Below are 13,340 nucleotides of genomic sequence, written 5' to 3'. Positions count from 1 at the left end.
TACTCCGGGCCCGCCGGAACCCTCCGAGGGATGATCGCGCGCGGATAACGATCTGGCAGACTCTCGTGCCATGGGTGAAGCGAGGACCAGAACCGCGGCAGGCCGGGAGGCAGGCCCCGACCAGGGCAGGCGTGCCACCATCCCCTCACCCAAGGTGAGCGGGGAGGGGGCCGACCGGCCCGGTTCCGTGCCGTCCGGCCGGGTGCGGCGCGCGGGCCGCGCCGCCGTCTCGCTGGCCGGGCGGGTGCGCTCGCCGCGGCGGCCGCGCATCTGGTTCGAGGTCCTGCTGCTCCTCGTCAGCTACTGGATCTACTCGATGATCCGCAACGCCGTCCCCGAGCAGAAGGCCAAGGCGCTCGCCAACGCCGACTGGATCTGGAAGGTCGAGAACGAGCTCGGGATCGCCGTCGAGAAGACGATCAACCACGCGGTCGACTCGGTGACCTGGCTGGTCGTGGGCATGAACTACTACTACGCGACGCTGCACTTCCTGGTGACCATCGGGGTGCTGGTGTGGCTGTACCGGTGGCAGCCGGGGCGGTACGCGGCGGCGCGGACGATCCTCTTCGCCACGACCGGTGTCGCACTGGTCGGCTACTACCTGTACCCGCTGGCCCCGCCGCGCCTGATGAACGGCGGCGGCTTCGTCGACACCGTGCTCGTGCACCACACGTGGGGGTCGATGGCGTCGGGCGACCTCAAGCACATGTCGAACCAGTACGCGGCGATGCCGTCGATGCACATCGGGTGGTCGACGTGGTGCGGGCTGACGATCTTCTTCCTGGCGTCGGTGCCGTGGGTGCGGGTGCTCGGCCTGCTCTATCCGACGCTCACCCTCGTCGTCATCGTCGCCACGGCGAACCACTTCTGGCTGGACGCGGTGGGGGGGCTGCTGTGCCTGTCCTTCGGGTACGCGGTGGCTTACGCCTGGTACGGGTCCCTCCCCCACCGCCTCCCCAAGCTGGTCTCCGCCCCCTCCCCCCACCACCTCCTCCCAGCCCAGGCCTGACCCCGCACCCTCCTCCCGGCCCATCCGGATGCCGCCCCCTGCGCAAGCGCCTGCGCCGGACGCGCGACTTCGCCAAGGCCGTGACACCAGCCCCCTTCGGCTCCGCAGCCGCCCTCCGCCCCCGCCCCCTTGGGCTTCACCTCCGAGCCCCCTTGGGCGACGGGGCCGCCCCAAGGGGGCGGAACGGGCGGGCAAGGGGGCGGCCCCTCCCGCTCCCGGCCCGCCCGGGTGCCGCCCCCTGCGTGAGCGCCTGTGCCGGGTGCGCGATCCCGCCAAGGCCGCGAGCTCAGCCCCGGCACCGGGCCAGGCAGCCCCGCCCGGCTCGGGCAGAGAGGCCCCGGACCCGCCCCTTTCCCTAAAGCGCTCGCCGCGCGGCTGTCCAGGGTTCACCGCGGGTGCGTCGTGGCTGGGCGCGCAGTTCCCCGCGCCCCTGAAGGGGCGCACCGCCCGGCCCCGGGTTCGTGCGGCGGCGCCCGGCTAGGCTCGGAGGGCACCGTACGCCCACCGCCCAAGGGACCCGCATGACCGTGCCAGGCCGCCGCAGCAGCACCTTCACCCGCCTCATCCGGCACGGCTTCACCGACCCGGCCACCGCCGAGCGCCTCCTCGACGAGGAAGCCCTCGAACCGGTGCGCCACGACCCCGTCCTCCTCGACGCCCTCGGCGCGACCGCCGACCCCGACCTCGCCCTGCGGGGCCTCGTCCGCCTCGCCGAGGCGCAGGAGGACACGGCGCGGCGGCAGGAGTTCCTGCGGACGCTCGTCTCGGCGAAGCCGCTGCGGGACCGGCTGCTGGGCGTGCTGGGCGCCTCCGAGGCCCTGGCCGACCACCTCGCCCGCCACCCCGGCGACTGGCACGCCCTCCTCACGTACGAGGCGGCCGACCTGCACCCCGGCGTGGCGGAGTTCGAGCACCACCTCGCCGGCGCCGACGACCCCGACGCCCTGCGCGTCGCCTACCGCCGCTGCCTGCTGTCGATCTCGGCCCGGGACGTCTGCGGGACCACCGACGTGGCCGAGACCGCCGCCGAGCTGGCCGACCTCGCGACCGCCACCCTGCGCGCCGCCCTGGCCATCGCCCGCCGGGCCGCGCCCGAGGACGCCGCCCAGTGCCGCCTCGCGGTGATCGCGATGGGCAAGTGCGGCGGCCACGAGCTGAACTACGTCTCCGACGTGGACGTGATCTTCGTCGGGGAGGCGGTCGAGGGGGCCGAGGGGGCCGACGAGGCCAAGGCGATGCGGGCGGCCACCCGGCTCGCCTCCCACCTCATGCGGATCTGCTCGGACACCACCGTCGAGGGCACCATCTGGCCCGTCGACGCCAACCTCCGCCCCGAGGGACGCAACGGCCCCCTGGTGCGCACCCTCTCCAGCCATGTCGCGTACTACCAGCGCTGGGCGAAGACCTGGGAGTTCCAGGCCCTGCTGAAGGCCCGCCCGGTGGCCGGGGACCTCTCCCTGGGCGAGGAGTACGTCCAGGCCCTCGCCCCGATGGTCTGGCAGGCCGCCGAGCGCGAGAACTTCGTCCCCGACGTGCAGAAGATGCGCCGCCGGGTCGTCGACAACATCCCCGCGGGGCAGGTGGACCGCGAGCTGAAGCTCGGCCCGGGCGGCCTGCGGGACGTGGAGTTCGCCGTCCAGCTCCTCCAGCTCGTGCACGGCCGCAGCGACGCGTCGCTGCACAGCGGCACCACCCTCGAAGCCCTGCGGGCGCTCGCCGCCGGGGGGTACGTGGGCCGGGCGGACGCCGCGCAGCTCGACGAGGCGTACCGCTTCCTGCGCACCATGGAGCACCGCATCCAGCTCCACCGCCTGCGCCGCACCCACCTCGTCCCCACGGACGAGGCGGACCTGCGCCGCCTGGGCCGCTCCCTGGGCCTGCGCGGGGAACCGGTGACCGAGCTCCAGCAGGCCTGGCGCCGGTACGCGTCGGTCGTACGCCGCCTGCACGAGAAGCTCTTCTACCGCCCGCTGCTCGACGCGGTCGCCCAGCTCGCCCCCGGCGAGGCCCGGCTGAGCCCCCGCGCGGCCGGCCAGCGCCTCCAGGCCCTCGGCTACGCGGACCCCGTCGGAGCCCTCCGCCACCTCGAAGCCCTCTCCTCCGGCGTCACCCGCAAGGCCGCCATCCAGCGCACCCTGCTGCCCGTCCTGCTCGGCTGGTTCGCGGACTCCGCCGACCCGGACGCGGGGCTGCTCGGCTTCCGCAAGGTCTCCGACGCGCTCGGCAAGACCCCCTGGTACCTGCGCCTGCTGCGCGACGAGGGCGCGGCGGCGGAGAACCTGGCCCGCGTGCTGTCCGCCGGCCGGCTCGCCCCCGACCTCCTGCTGCGCGCCCCCGAGGCCGTCGCCATCCTCGGCGACCCCAAGGGCCTCACCCCCCGCACCCGCGAACACCTGGAGCAGGAGGTCCTGGCCGCGGTGGGCCGCGCGGACGGCGCGGAGGCCGCCGTCGCGGCGGCCCGCGGCGTACGCCGCCGCGAGCTCTTCCGCACCACGGCCGCCGACATCATCGGCTCCTACGGCACGGAGGAGAGCCCGGCGGAATCCGACCCCGGCGCGCTGGTGGACCGCGTCGGCCAGGCGGTCACCGGGCTGAACGCGGCCACGATCGCCGGGGCCCTGCGGGCGGCCGTCCGCGCCCAGTGGGGCGACGAACTCCCCACCCGCTTCGCCGTGATCGGCATGGGCCGCTTCGGCGGCCACGAACTCGCCTACGGTTCCGACGCGGACGTCCTGTTCGTCCACGAGCCGCGCGAGGGCGTCGACGAACAGGAGGCGGCCCGGGCCGCCAACAGGATCGTCACCGAGATGCGCCGGCTGCTCCAGCTCCCCACCTCGGACCCGCCGTTGCTGATCGACGCGGACCTGCGGCCGGAAGGCAGGAGCGGCCCGCTGGTCCGCTCCCTGAAGTCCTACGAGGCCTACTACCGCCGCTGGTCCCTGGTCTGGGAGAGCCAGGCCCTCCTGCGCGCCGAACCGATGGCGGGCGACCCGGACCTCGGCCGCCGCTTCATCGAGCTGATCGACCCGCTGCGCTACCCGGTGGAGGGCCTGGGCGACGACGCGGTGCGCGAGATCCGCCGCCTGAAGGCCCGCATGGAGTCCGAGCGCATGCCGCGCGGCGCCGACCCCACCCTGCACACCAAACTGGGCCGGGGCGGCCTGAGCGACGTGGAGTGGACGGTCCAGCTCCTCCAGATGCGGCACGGCTGGGCCGAACCGGGCCTGCGCACCACCCGCACCCGCGAGGCCCTGCGCGCCGCGCACGCGGCGGGCCTGATCCCGACCGAGGAGGCGCAGACCCTGGACGACGCGTGGGTCCTGGCCTCCCGCGTCCGCAACGGAGTGATGCTGGTGCGCGGCCGGGCCGGCGACACGTTCCCCTCCGACGGCCGCGAACTGGCCGCGATGGGCCGCTACCTGGGCTACGACGAGGGCCACGTGGGCGACATGCTCGACGACTACCGCCGCATCACCCGCCGGGCGAGGGCGGTGATGGAGGACCTCTTCTACGGGTCGTGAGCCGACGCCCCTCTGGAGTACGGGGCCCGCGCGACCGGCCACGAGGCGCCCGCGCGGGCCCCGCGCACCCGGTCTCCCGCGCGGGACCCTCCTGCCCCCGGACCCGCGCGGCCCGGGCGGTCGGCGCTAGGCCCCCACCACCCCGTCGATCCCCTCCCGCAGCAGATCCGCGTGCCCGTTGTGCCGCGCGTACTCATGGATCAGGTGCAGCATCACCAGCCGCAACGACACGTCCTCACCCCACCGCTCCTGGTACCCGGTGACGTCCAGCGACTCCGCCTCCCGCTCGACGCGCCGCGCGCACTCCACCTCGGCCTCCCAGGCCGCGAAGGCCTCCGCCCGGGTCGCGCCCGTGGCGTCGTACGCCTCCTGGTAGTCCTGCGTGTCGGACCAGACGAAGGGCAGGCCGGTCTCCCGCCCGACGACCCGCCGGAACCATGTCCGCTCGACCTCCGCCATGTGCCGTACGAGCCCCAGCAGCGACAGCGTCGAGGGCGGCATCGACCGCGTCCTGAGCTGCTCGTCCGACAGCCCCTCGCACTTCATGGCGAGGGTGGCCCGGTGGAAGTCCAGAAACGCCCGCAGCGTCTCCCGCTCGCCCCCGCGCAGGGGCGGCGCGGGCCGCCCGGTCCCGGCGTCCATCGCGATCCCCCCTCAGCCCTTCGTCGGCCGCAGTACGAGCGTGTGGAAGCCGAAGCTGTCCCGGTACACCCGCAGCCACTCCGTGCGGTGCGCGGCGGAGGACTCCAGGGCCGCCGCGGCGTCCGGGTGGTCGGGGTGGTTCACGGCCCACTCCGCGAGCGAGCCCGTCCAGTGCCACTCGTAGTCGTCGAGCTCGTGCCGGGTGCTGAGGTGCCCGTACACCGGGACCCACCCGTCGGCGACGACGTTCTCCACCGTCGTCGCCAGGTCCTCGTACTCGCCGAGCATCTCGACGGCCTCGGCGGTCGGCTCGGTCAGCCAGTACGCGTCGCCGACGAGCACGGCGCCCCGGGGCGCGAGGTACTTCCGGGCGACCGCGAGCGTGGCGATCAGCCCGCCGAAGGCGTGCGTGGCGCCGACGCTGAGGACCACGTCGAAGTCCCCGTCCGGCACGAAGGCGTCCGCGTCCGCCTCGTGCAGGGTCAGCCGGTCCCCGACACCCCGGGCGTCCGCCTGCTCGCGGGCGGCCGCCAGGGCCGCCGTGTCGATGTCGACCCCGACGCCGGTGGCCCCGGGATTCGCCTCAAGGGCCCTGATCAGCCATTCCGCCTGGCCGCAGCCGAGGTCGAGCAGACGCTCGTCACCGCGCACGACCGCGCGGTCCAGCACCCTGCGTACGGAGGAGTCGTCGAGCGGTGCCGCGATGGGGTGGTGCGTGTGGGCCAGCCGGGACCTGAGTGATCTTTCCATCCGCGCAGGCTCTCACCCCGGCGGGCCCGCCGCACCCGTTTAACGGCCCTTCAACGGATGCGACAGGCAGGCTCGTTGCCCGAAAGCTACAGAACGGGCAGGTTCTTCCGCAGCTCGAACGCGGTGACCTCGCTGCGGTACTCCTCCCACTCCTGCTTCTTGTTGCGGAGGAAGAAGTCGAAGACGTGCTCGCCCAGCGTCTCGGCGACCAGTTCGCTGCGCTCCATCAGCGCGATCGCCTCGCCGAGGTTCTGCGGCAGGGGTTCGATGCCCATGGCGCGGCGTTCCGCGTCGGAGAGGGCCCAGACGTCGTCGTCGGCGCCCGGCGGGAGTTCGTACCCCTCCTCGATGCCCTTGAGGCCGGCGGCGAGCAGGACCGCGTAGGTCAGGTAGGGGTTGGCGCCGGAGTCGATGGAGCGGACCTCGACGCGTGAGGAGCCGGTCTTGCCGGGCTTGTACATGGGGACGCGGATGAGGGCGGAGCGGTTGTTGTGGCCCCAGCAGATGTACGAGGGGGCCTCGCCGCCGGAACCCGCGGTGCGCGCCGAGCCGCCCCAGATGCGCTTGTAGGAGTTGACCCACTGGTTGGTGACGGCGGAGATCTCGGCGGCGTGCTTGAGCAGGCCCGCGATGAAGGAGCGGCCCACCTTGGAGAGCTGGTACTCCGCGCCGGACTCGTAGAAGGCGTTGCGGTCGCCCTCGAAGAGCGAGAGGTGGGTGTGCATGCCGGAGCCGGGGAACTCGGAGAAGGGCTTGGGCATGAAGGTCGCCTGGACGCCCTGTTCGAGCGCGACCTGCTTCATGACCAGGCGGAAGGTCATGATGTTGTCGGCGGTGGAGAGCGCGTCGGCGTAGCGCAGGTCGATCTCCTGCTGGCCCGGCGCGCCCTCGTGGTGGCTGAACTCGACCGAGATCCCCATCGACTCCAGCATGGTGATGGCCTGCCGGCGGAAGTCCATGCCGACGTTCTGCGGGGTGTGGTCGAAGTAGCCGGAATTGTCGGCCGGGACCGGCTTCGAGCCGTCCAGCGGCTTGTCCTTGAGCAGGAAGAACTCGATCTCGGGGTGCGTGTAGAAGGTGAAGCCGAGGTCGGAGGTCTTGTTCAGGATGCGCTTGAGGACGTAGCGCGGGTCGGCGAAGGACGGCGAGCCGTCCGGCATGAGGATGTCGCAGAACATCCGGGCGGTGCCGGGGGCCTCCGCGCGCCACGGGAGGATCTGGAAGGTGCTGGGGTCCGGCTTGGCGATCATGTCGGACTCGTAGACCCGGGCGAAGCCCTCGATGGCGGAGCCGTCGAAGCCGATGCCCTCGTCGAAGGCCTGCTCCAGCTCGGCCGGGGCCACCGCCACCGATTTCAGGAAGCCGAGCACGTCGGTGAACCACAGGCGCACGAAGCGGATGTCACGCTCCTCCAGGGTACGGAGCACGAATTCCTGCTGCTTGTCCATTTTCACATCCATCCTTGCTGGTCAGGCCGCCTGCTCCCGCGCCTCGGGACACAATCGGGGCTTCCAGCATCCCACCACACGGTTTCGCGCAGGTTGCGCAGTGCCCCTGGACCGGCCAACGCGTCGTGCCCGCCGTCGCGCACCGAACCGGCCTGGTGACGGAGAAACGGGGACGCCGGACCGGGCGGCCGTTAGCATCTCGGGCCATGGGGCGAGTGCGGCACCTCCGCATCACGGGCACCGTGCGTCACGCGTGGCGCGGCGCGGCCCTGCTGTGCGCCGTCGCCGCGCTGCTGGGCACCCTGCTCGCCTGCCCGGACCCCGCCGGGGCGGGCGGCGGGACGGCCGGCCCGCACCGCGAGGGCCTGACCACGGCCGCGGCCACGGCTGCGTACAACTGCCCCTATGAGCAAGGCGGTTGCGGGGTCTTCCCGCACCTCGCGCCCGCCGTTCTGACCGCCCCGCCCCAGGACTCCGCCCCCGGCGCCGCCGTACTCGTCGTGCGGCACGCGAGCGGTGACGAGAGGCCGAGGGTGCGGCGCGCGGGCGAGGTGCGGGCCCGGGCGCCGGGGGCGCACGTGCTGGGAGTGCTGCGGAGGTAGGAGGGGGTCCGTTTCCGGACGAGTTCCCTCCGTACGCCCAACTCCCCGCGCAGAAGAGGAAGTCCAGCCATGTCCACCGCCTCCCCCTCCCGCAAGGCCCGAATAGACGAGATGCGGCGTGCCGAGAAGGCCCGGGACCGCCGCAACAAGATCATCGCTTTCGGCGTCGGCGGGGCCGTCCTCGCCGGGGTCGTCGGCTTCGGGGTGTACGTCTTCACCGAGCAGTCCGACAAGAAGGAGGCCCAGGTCGCGGCCGCGAAGGCCCCGATCAGGGGCGAGAAGGCCTGGGACGCCAAGAAGCTGGGCCGCACGCACGTGACCAAGGACGTCACGTACCCGATGACCCCGCCGGTCGGCGGCGACCACCACCAGGCGTGGATGAACTGTCAGGGCGACGTCTACACGAAGCCGGTCCCGGACAAGCACGCCGTGCACTCCCTGGAGCACGGCGCGGTGTGGGTGACGTACAACGACAAGGCCGCCAAGAGCGATGTCGACGCACTCGCGGCGAAGGTCAGGAAGACGCAGTACTCACTGATGAGCCCGGTGCGGGCGCAGGCCGGGCCGATCATGCTGAGCGCGTGGGGCAAGCAGGTCACCGTGGACGGGGCGGACGACCCGCGCGTCGGCCAGTTCTTCACCCGGTACGTGATGGGCAAGCAGACCCCGGAGCCGGGCGCGGCCTGCTCGAACGGCGTGACGCTGGACGGGGCCGGAAAGCCGGTGCTGGGCGGGGGCATGGAGTAGTGGGCCGTGCGGGGAGCCGTACGTGGTGGCAGGCCGTCGGGGCGGTGGTGTTCGCGCTGGCGGTGGTGGCCGGAACGGTGACGGTGACGCGGGCGGCGATGACGTCGTCGCCCGCGCCCGTGGCGTCCGCGCCGTCCGAGGGCGGGCCCGCCGTGCCCGGGGGCCCCGGGGGGGACTCCGCCGACGCGGGGTTCGCGCGGGACATGGCGGCGCACCACCAGCAGGCGGTGGAGATGTCGTTCCTGGTCAGGGACCGCACGAAGGACGCGGACGTCAGGCGGCTCGCGTACGACATCGCCAACACGCAGGCCAACCAGCGGGGCATGATGCTGGGCTGGCTGGACCTGTGGGGGCTGCCGAAGACGGGCACCGCGCCGATGGCGTGGCTGGGCGGGTCCGGGCACGCGGGGCACGCGCGGGGTCCGGAGGGCCTGATGCCGGGCATGGCCACCCGCGCCCAGCTCGCCGAGCTGCGCACGGCGTCGGGGCGGGCGGCCGAGGTCCGCTACCTGCGGCTGATGACCGCGCACCACCGGGGCGGGGTGGAGATGGCCCGGGGCTGCGTGCGGCTGTGCTCGGTGCGGGTGGAGAAGGAGCTGGCGCAGGGCATGGTGGACGCGCAGCAGGCGGAGGTGGAGCTGATGGAGGGGATGCTGAGGGAGCGCGGGCAGTAGCCGTGCGGGCCGTCGGGCGGGCCGCCGGGCAGCCGCCGTGCGGGCCGTCGGCTTCACGTGATCGCCGGGGGCGTCGGCTCCATGTGATCGCCGGGGGCCGTCGGCTCTACGTGACCGCCGGGAGGGACGTCAGCCCCACATGGTCGCCGGGCCGTCGGCTCCGCTGGATCGCCGGCGGGGCCGTCAGCTCCACCTGATCTCCGGGGGGAGGATCCCCGCGCACAGGGGCAGGCCCTTGTCGTCCGTGAGGGACATGCGGCCCTCCGCCTCGCCCCGGGCCACCAGGGCCGCCGGGATGTCCGCGCAGAAGATCTTGGCGCGGCGGAACATCGCGAAGGCCCCGTCCGGGCCCACCTCGCCCCAGGTCAGGTAGAGGAAGCGGGTCCCGGGGCGGCCGTGCACGTACGGGCCGCGGAAGTCCGGGCCCGGGCGGACGTCCAGCGTGAGGTCCCAGACCGCCTCCGCCGCGTCCCCCCGCACCGGCCCCTCCGGGTCCTTCCCGCGCTGCACCGCCACGTGCACGTCGCGGAACTCGCCGCAGTCCGCGCCCGGCAGGTGTTCCCCGATGAGTCTCAGCCTCAGCTCCGTCATGGCCCCCATCACAGCACGGGGGTCTGACAGAGCACCGCCTCCGCGACCCGTTCCGGGCGGTCCAGCATGAGCAGGTGCCCCGCCCCGGGGACGGCCTCGAAGCGTGCGGCCAGCGTGTCGGCGAGGTCGCGCTGGCGTTCCAGCCAGTGCAGCGCGGGCAGGGTGGGCCGGCCGTCGTACGCGGCGAGCACCGTCACCGGGAGGGAGGCGGGCAGCGGGTGCGTGGTGCGCAGGGCGAGGAGTTCGGCGGCGACCGCCCGGTAGGAGCCGTTCTCCAGCAGCGCGCCCCGCAGGACCCGGGCCGTCCGGTAGGTGCGGCGCACCAGCGGGGTGGGGGCCGGGTCGTGGGCGTGCCGGGCGCGGGAGGCCCGTACGGCGGCGCGGCGGACGGCGGGGCCCAGCAGGGCGGGCAGTCCGGCCGCGGCCAGGGCCGATCCCAGCGCCCGCGTCGCCCCGGTCCGTACGGCGGGAGCGGCGGGCGCCTGCGCGTGGGGTTCGGCGCTGGAGTCCACCAGGACGACACCGGCCGCCCGCTCCGGGTGCAGCCGCGCGAACGCCTCCGCGTGGAAACCGGCGATGGAGTGCCCGACGACGGTGACGGGGGTGCGCAGCCCCAGCGCGTCCAGGAGCGACCCGATCCGGTGCGCCTCCCCCGCCGCCGTGGGCACCGCCCGCGCCGGGCCCGAGAACCCGTGGCCGGGCCGGTCGAAGCGCACCACCGTGCGGTGCGGCGTCAGCAGCGGCACGACCGGCTCCCAGTCGTACCAGCTCATCGCGAGCCCCGCGCTCAGCACGCACACCGGGCCGCTGCCCTCCACCACCACGTGGTGGGGCACTCCCGCGATCCGCACGAACTCTCCCATGATCGTCATGGGGACAGCTTCTCGCGTCGCACGGAGTGCGCGAGCACCATGGGCCGGATCGCCACCAGCAGCACCTGAAGGCGTCGGCGGGGCCCGGCACCCGGGTGCGTACGGAGGCCGCGCGAATCCGGACACACGGGACAGACGGTCATCCGGGGCCCACGCCTCCCTCGGAAGGGATACCCGCCGGGGGTAAGGTGCACGGCATGGCGACGAGGCGCGGGCGGGACACGTGGGGCGGGCGGCTCCTGCTGCTCGTCGCGCTCCTGTGCGGCATCGTCGCGATGCACACGCTGGGGCATCCCGCCGAAGAGCACGGGGGCTCCGCGGACCCGGCCTCCGTGACGGCCCGTCACCAGGGGTCCGCCGCGCCCCTCCACGAAGCGGCGGCAGCGAGCGCCCCCGCGGCGCCCCTCGCGGCCGCCGACCCCCTGGCGGCGACCTCCGAGCCCCCGCTGCACGGCATGGACCCCATGTCCGTCTGCCTCGCCGTGCTCACGGCGTGGGGCGTCGCGCTCCTGTGCGCGCTCGCACTGTCGCGGCGTCGGCGGGAGTGGGCCGAACCCGTGCGCGACAGCGGCCTGTTGCGCGCCCTGTGGCCCCACCCGCCGCCCCTGCGCGTCGCGCTCGCCCGTCTGTCGGTCCTGCGGATCTAGAAGCGGCCCTCCTCCCGCTTCGTCCATCCGCCGCTCCCGCACGCCCGCACGGCCGCGGGAGCCGGGCACTCACCTTCAGACACACGAGGTACTCCAGTCATGCGTACGCATCACACGCGCCGTTCCGTGCTGGGCGCGGGCATCGCCGCCGCCGGGACCGGCTTCCTGACGGCCTGTTCGTCCGGCGGCGCCACCGGGCACGCCGGGCCGGGGCACTCCCCCTCCGCCCCGCCGGCCGCACCCCGGGGCTACATCGCCCCGTACGACGAGGAGGTCGTCGCCGCCGAGGCCGCCCGGGGCAACGGCCCCGTCCGCACCGTCCGGCTCATCGCCACCCCCGCCCCGCTCGACCTGGGCGGCGGCGTCACCGTGAAGTCCTGGGCGTACGGCGACGCGCTGCCCGGCCAGGAGGTCCGGGTCACGGCGGGCGACACCCTCGCCCTGACCCTGGCCAACCACCTGCCCGCCGCCACCTCCCTGCACTGGCACGGCCTCGCGCTGCGCAACGACATGGACGGCGTGCCGGGGCTCACGCAGCGGGACATCGCGCCGGGCGCCTCGTTCACGTACCGCTTCACGGTGCCGCACCCGGGGACGTACTGGTTCCACCCGCACTCCGGCGTCCAGCAGGACCGGGGACTGTACGCGCCGCTGATCGTCGAGGACCCGAAGGAGCCGCTGGCGTACGACCGGGAGTGGGTCGTGGTGCTGGACGACTGGGTGGACGGGGTGGCGGGCTCGACCCCGGACGCCGTGCTCGCCGAACTCAGCGGGGGCATGGGCGGCATGGACCACGGCGGAGGTCCGGGCGGCGGGCACGGGGGCCACGGCGTGCCCGCCCCCACGAAGCCGCCGCGGGGCGCCGGCCCCTCCCGCATGATGACGGGCGCCGCCAGCGACCTGCTGGGCGCGGACGCGGGCGACGTCGCCTATCCGCACTACCTGGTCAACGGCCGTGTGCCGGCCGACCCCTCGACGTACCGCGCCGAACCCGGCGAGCGGATCAGGCTGCGGATCGTCAACGCGGGCGGCGACACCGCCTTCCGCGTCGCGCTCGGCGGGCACCGGATGACGGTGACGCACACCGACGGCTTCCCGGTCGAGCACGTCACTACGGACGCGCTGCTGCTGGGGATGGGCGAGCGGTACGACGTCCTGGTGACCGCCGGGGACGGCGTGTTCCCGCTGACGGCGGTCGCGGAGGGCAAGAAGGCGTCGGGGCTCGCGCTGCTGCGCACCGGCGGCGGCGCCGCGCCCGACGCCGGGGTACGGCCGAGGGAGCTGGCCGGGAAGCTGGTGACGGCCGACCGGCTGCGGGCCGCGCGGTCGGTGGCGCTGCCCCCGCGTGCGCCGGACCGGACGATCCGGCTGCGGATGACCGGCGGGATGGCGAAGTACGACTGGGCCTTCGACGGCAGGCCGTACGCGCCGGACCAGCGGCACCCGGTACGGGCGGGCGAGCGGGTGCGGCTGGAGGTCGCCAACGCGACGGCGATGTGGCACCCGGTGCATCTGCACGGGCACACCTTCGCGCTCGGCGGCGCGGCGTCGGGGGCCCGCAAGGACACCGCGATCGTGCTGCCGAACGGCCGGCTGACGGTGGACTTCGACGCGGACAACCCGGGCCTGTGGATGCTGCACTGCCACAACGTCTACCACGCGGAGGCCGGGATGATGACGGTGCTGGGCTACCGGCGCTGAGCGGGGCCGCCCGGCGCCGGGGGGGGGGCGGGGGGCCCCCCCCCCCCGGCCCCCCCCCCCCCGGCAAGATGTGGGGTAGTAGTGGAGGCGCGGGTAGGGTCCGCGGGGGCCCCCGAGGCGAACACGCCATAGCCCC

12 protein-coding genes are annotated in these 13,340 nt (G+C 74.3%); 7 read left to right on the top strand and 5 right to left on the bottom strand.

Annotated elements, in window-relative coordinates; translation table 11 throughout:
* Positions 1-70: 70 nt before the first annotated feature.
* Complete coding sequence (locus ACIP93_RS10645) at positions 71-1,009, top strand: phosphatase PAP2 family protein (protein ID WP_380836988.1); 939 nt, start codon at positions 71-73, stop codon at positions 1,007-1,009.
* A 521-nt stretch (positions 1,010-1,530) separates the two neighbouring features.
* Positions 1,531-4,530 (top strand): bifunctional [glutamine synthetase] adenylyltransferase/[glutamine synthetase]-adenylyl-L-tyrosine phosphorylase, encoded by a 3,000-nt coding sequence (locus tag ACIP93_RS10640; RefSeq protein WP_345223506.1) that lies wholly within the window; start codon positions 1,531-1,533, stop codon positions 4,528-4,530.
* A gap of 126 nt (positions 4,531-4,656) precedes the next feature.
* Here ACIP93_RS10640 and ACIP93_RS10635 read toward each other — a convergent pair whose 3' ends face one another.
* The 3 genes from ACIP93_RS10635 to ACIP93_RS10625 form a co-directional block, all read right to left on the bottom strand.
* Positions 4,657-5,172 (bottom strand): DinB family protein, encoded by a 516-nt coding sequence (locus ACIP93_RS10635; RefSeq protein ID WP_345223504.1) that lies wholly within the window; start codon positions 5,170-5,172, stop codon positions 4,657-4,659.
* A 12-nt stretch (positions 5,173-5,184) separates the two neighbouring features.
* A complete protein-coding gene (locus ACIP93_RS10630; protein WP_401757403.1) occupies positions 5,185-5,922 on the bottom strand; it encodes a methyltransferase domain-containing protein in 738 nt (245 codons plus the stop codon).
* Positions 5,923-6,008: 86 nt separating this feature from the next.
* Positions 6,009-7,370, bottom strand: a complete 1,362-nt coding sequence (locus ACIP93_RS10625; RefSeq protein WP_189821854.1) for a glutamine synthetase family protein — start codon at positions 7,368-7,370, stop codon at positions 6,009-6,011.
* Positions 7,371-7,576: 206 nt separating this feature from the next.
* On the opposite strand from ACIP93_RS10625, the gene ACIP93_RS10620 reads away from it, so the two are divergent.
* From ACIP93_RS10620 to ACIP93_RS10610, 3 genes are all read left to right on the top strand, one after another.
* The gene (locus ACIP93_RS10620; protein WP_345223497.1) at positions 7,577-7,972 is read left to right on the top strand and encodes a hypothetical protein; all 396 of its coding nucleotides are present in this window, start codon (positions 7,577-7,579) and stop codon (positions 7,970-7,972) included.
* A 69-nt stretch (positions 7,973-8,041) separates the two neighbouring features.
* Positions 8,042-8,719, top strand: coding sequence for a DUF3105 domain-containing protein (locus ACIP93_RS10615; RefSeq protein ID WP_345223495.1), 678 nt, complete (start codon positions 8,042-8,044; stop codon positions 8,717-8,719).
* Positions 8,720-8,817: 98 nt separating this feature from the next.
* A complete protein-coding gene (locus tag ACIP93_RS10610; RefSeq protein ID WP_401757934.1) occupies positions 8,818-9,393 on the top strand; it encodes a DUF305 domain-containing protein in 576 nt (191 codons plus the stop codon).
* Positions 9,394-9,576: 183 nt separating this feature from the next.
* On the opposite strand, the gene ACIP93_RS10605 is transcribed toward ACIP93_RS10610, so the two are convergent.
* Both ACIP93_RS10605 and ACIP93_RS10600 read right to left on the bottom strand, forming a co-directional pair.
* Positions 9,577-9,984 (bottom strand): DUF5990 family protein, encoded by a 408-nt coding sequence (locus ACIP93_RS10605; protein ID WP_401757400.1) that lies wholly within the window; start codon positions 9,982-9,984, stop codon positions 9,577-9,579.
* Positions 9,985-9,992: 8 nt separating this feature from the next.
* A complete protein-coding gene (locus ACIP93_RS10600) occupies positions 9,993-10,856 on the bottom strand; it encodes an alpha/beta fold hydrolase (RefSeq protein WP_401757399.1) in 864 nt (287 codons plus the stop codon).
* A 197-nt stretch (positions 10,857-11,053) separates the two neighbouring features.
* Here ACIP93_RS10600 and ACIP93_RS10595 point away from each other — a divergent pair, with 197 nt between their 5' ends.
* Both ACIP93_RS10595 and ACIP93_RS10590 read left to right on the top strand, forming a co-directional pair.
* Positions 11,054-11,503, top strand: a complete 450-nt coding sequence (locus tag ACIP93_RS10595) for a hypothetical protein (RefSeq protein WP_401757397.1) — start codon at positions 11,054-11,056, stop codon at positions 11,501-11,503.
* 99 nt (positions 11,504-11,602) lie between these two features.
* Positions 11,603-13,204, top strand: a complete 1,602-nt coding sequence (locus tag ACIP93_RS10590; RefSeq protein ID WP_401757395.1) for a multicopper oxidase family protein — start codon at positions 11,603-11,605, stop codon at positions 13,202-13,204.
* Positions 13,205-13,340 lie beyond the last annotated feature (136 nt).

The organism is Streptomyces sp. NPDC088745 (assembly GCF_044751045.1).
GTDB classification, from domain to species: Bacteria; Actinomycetota; Actinomycetes; order Streptomycetales; family Streptomycetaceae; genus Streptomyces; species Streptomyces cremeus.
Note: the sequence above shows the minus strand (reverse complement) of the source record. Positions and strands in the feature narration are given on the sequence as shown.

What these genes read in the sequence shown, in the direction of transcription:
- ACIP93_RS10605 (WP_401757400.1), bottom strand. Translation starts at nt 9,984, where the DNA reads ATGACGGAGCTGAGGCTGAGACTCATCGGGGAACACCTGCCGGGCGCG.
- ACIP93_RS10595 (WP_401757397.1), top strand. Translation starts at nt 11,054, where the DNA reads ATGGCGACGAGGCGCGGGCGGGACACGTGGGGCGGGCGGCTCCTGCTG.
- ACIP93_RS10640 (WP_345223506.1), top strand. Translation starts at nt 1,531, where the DNA reads ATGACCGTGCCAGGCCGCCGCAGCAGCACCTTCACCCGCCTCATCCGG.
- ACIP93_RS10645 (WP_380836988.1), top strand. Translation starts at nt 71, where the DNA reads ATGGGTGAAGCGAGGACCAGAACCGCGGCAGGCCGGGAGGCAGGCCCC.
- ACIP93_RS10620 (WP_345223497.1), top strand. Translation starts at nt 7,577, where the DNA reads ATGGGGCGAGTGCGGCACCTCCGCATCACGGGCACCGTGCGTCACGCG.
- ACIP93_RS10630 (WP_401757403.1), bottom strand. Translation starts at nt 5,922, where the DNA reads ATGGAAAGATCACTCAGGTCCCGGCTGGCCCACACGCACCACCCCATC.
- ACIP93_RS10615 (WP_345223495.1), top strand. Translation starts at nt 8,042, where the DNA reads ATGTCCACCGCCTCCCCCTCCCGCAAGGCCCGAATAGACGAGATGCGG.
- ACIP93_RS10635 (WP_345223504.1), bottom strand. Translation starts at nt 5,172, where the DNA reads ATGGACGCCGGGACCGGGCGGCCCGCGCCGCCCCTGCGCGGGGGCGAG.
- ACIP93_RS10625 (WP_189821854.1), bottom strand. Translation starts at nt 7,370, where the DNA reads ATGGACAAGCAGCAGGAATTCGTGCTCCGTACCCTGGAGGAGCGTGAC.
- ACIP93_RS10590 (WP_401757395.1), top strand. Translation starts at nt 11,603, where the DNA reads ATGCGTACGCATCACACGCGCCGTTCCGTGCTGGGCGCGGGCATCGCC.
- ACIP93_RS10600 (WP_401757399.1), bottom strand. Translation starts at nt 10,856, where the DNA reads ATGACGATCATGGGAGAGTTCGTGCGGATCGCGGGAGTGCCCCACCAC.
- ACIP93_RS10610 (WP_401757934.1), top strand. Translation starts at nt 8,818, where the DNA reads ATGACGTCGTCGCCCGCGCCCGTGGCGTCCGCGCCGTCCGAGGGCGGG.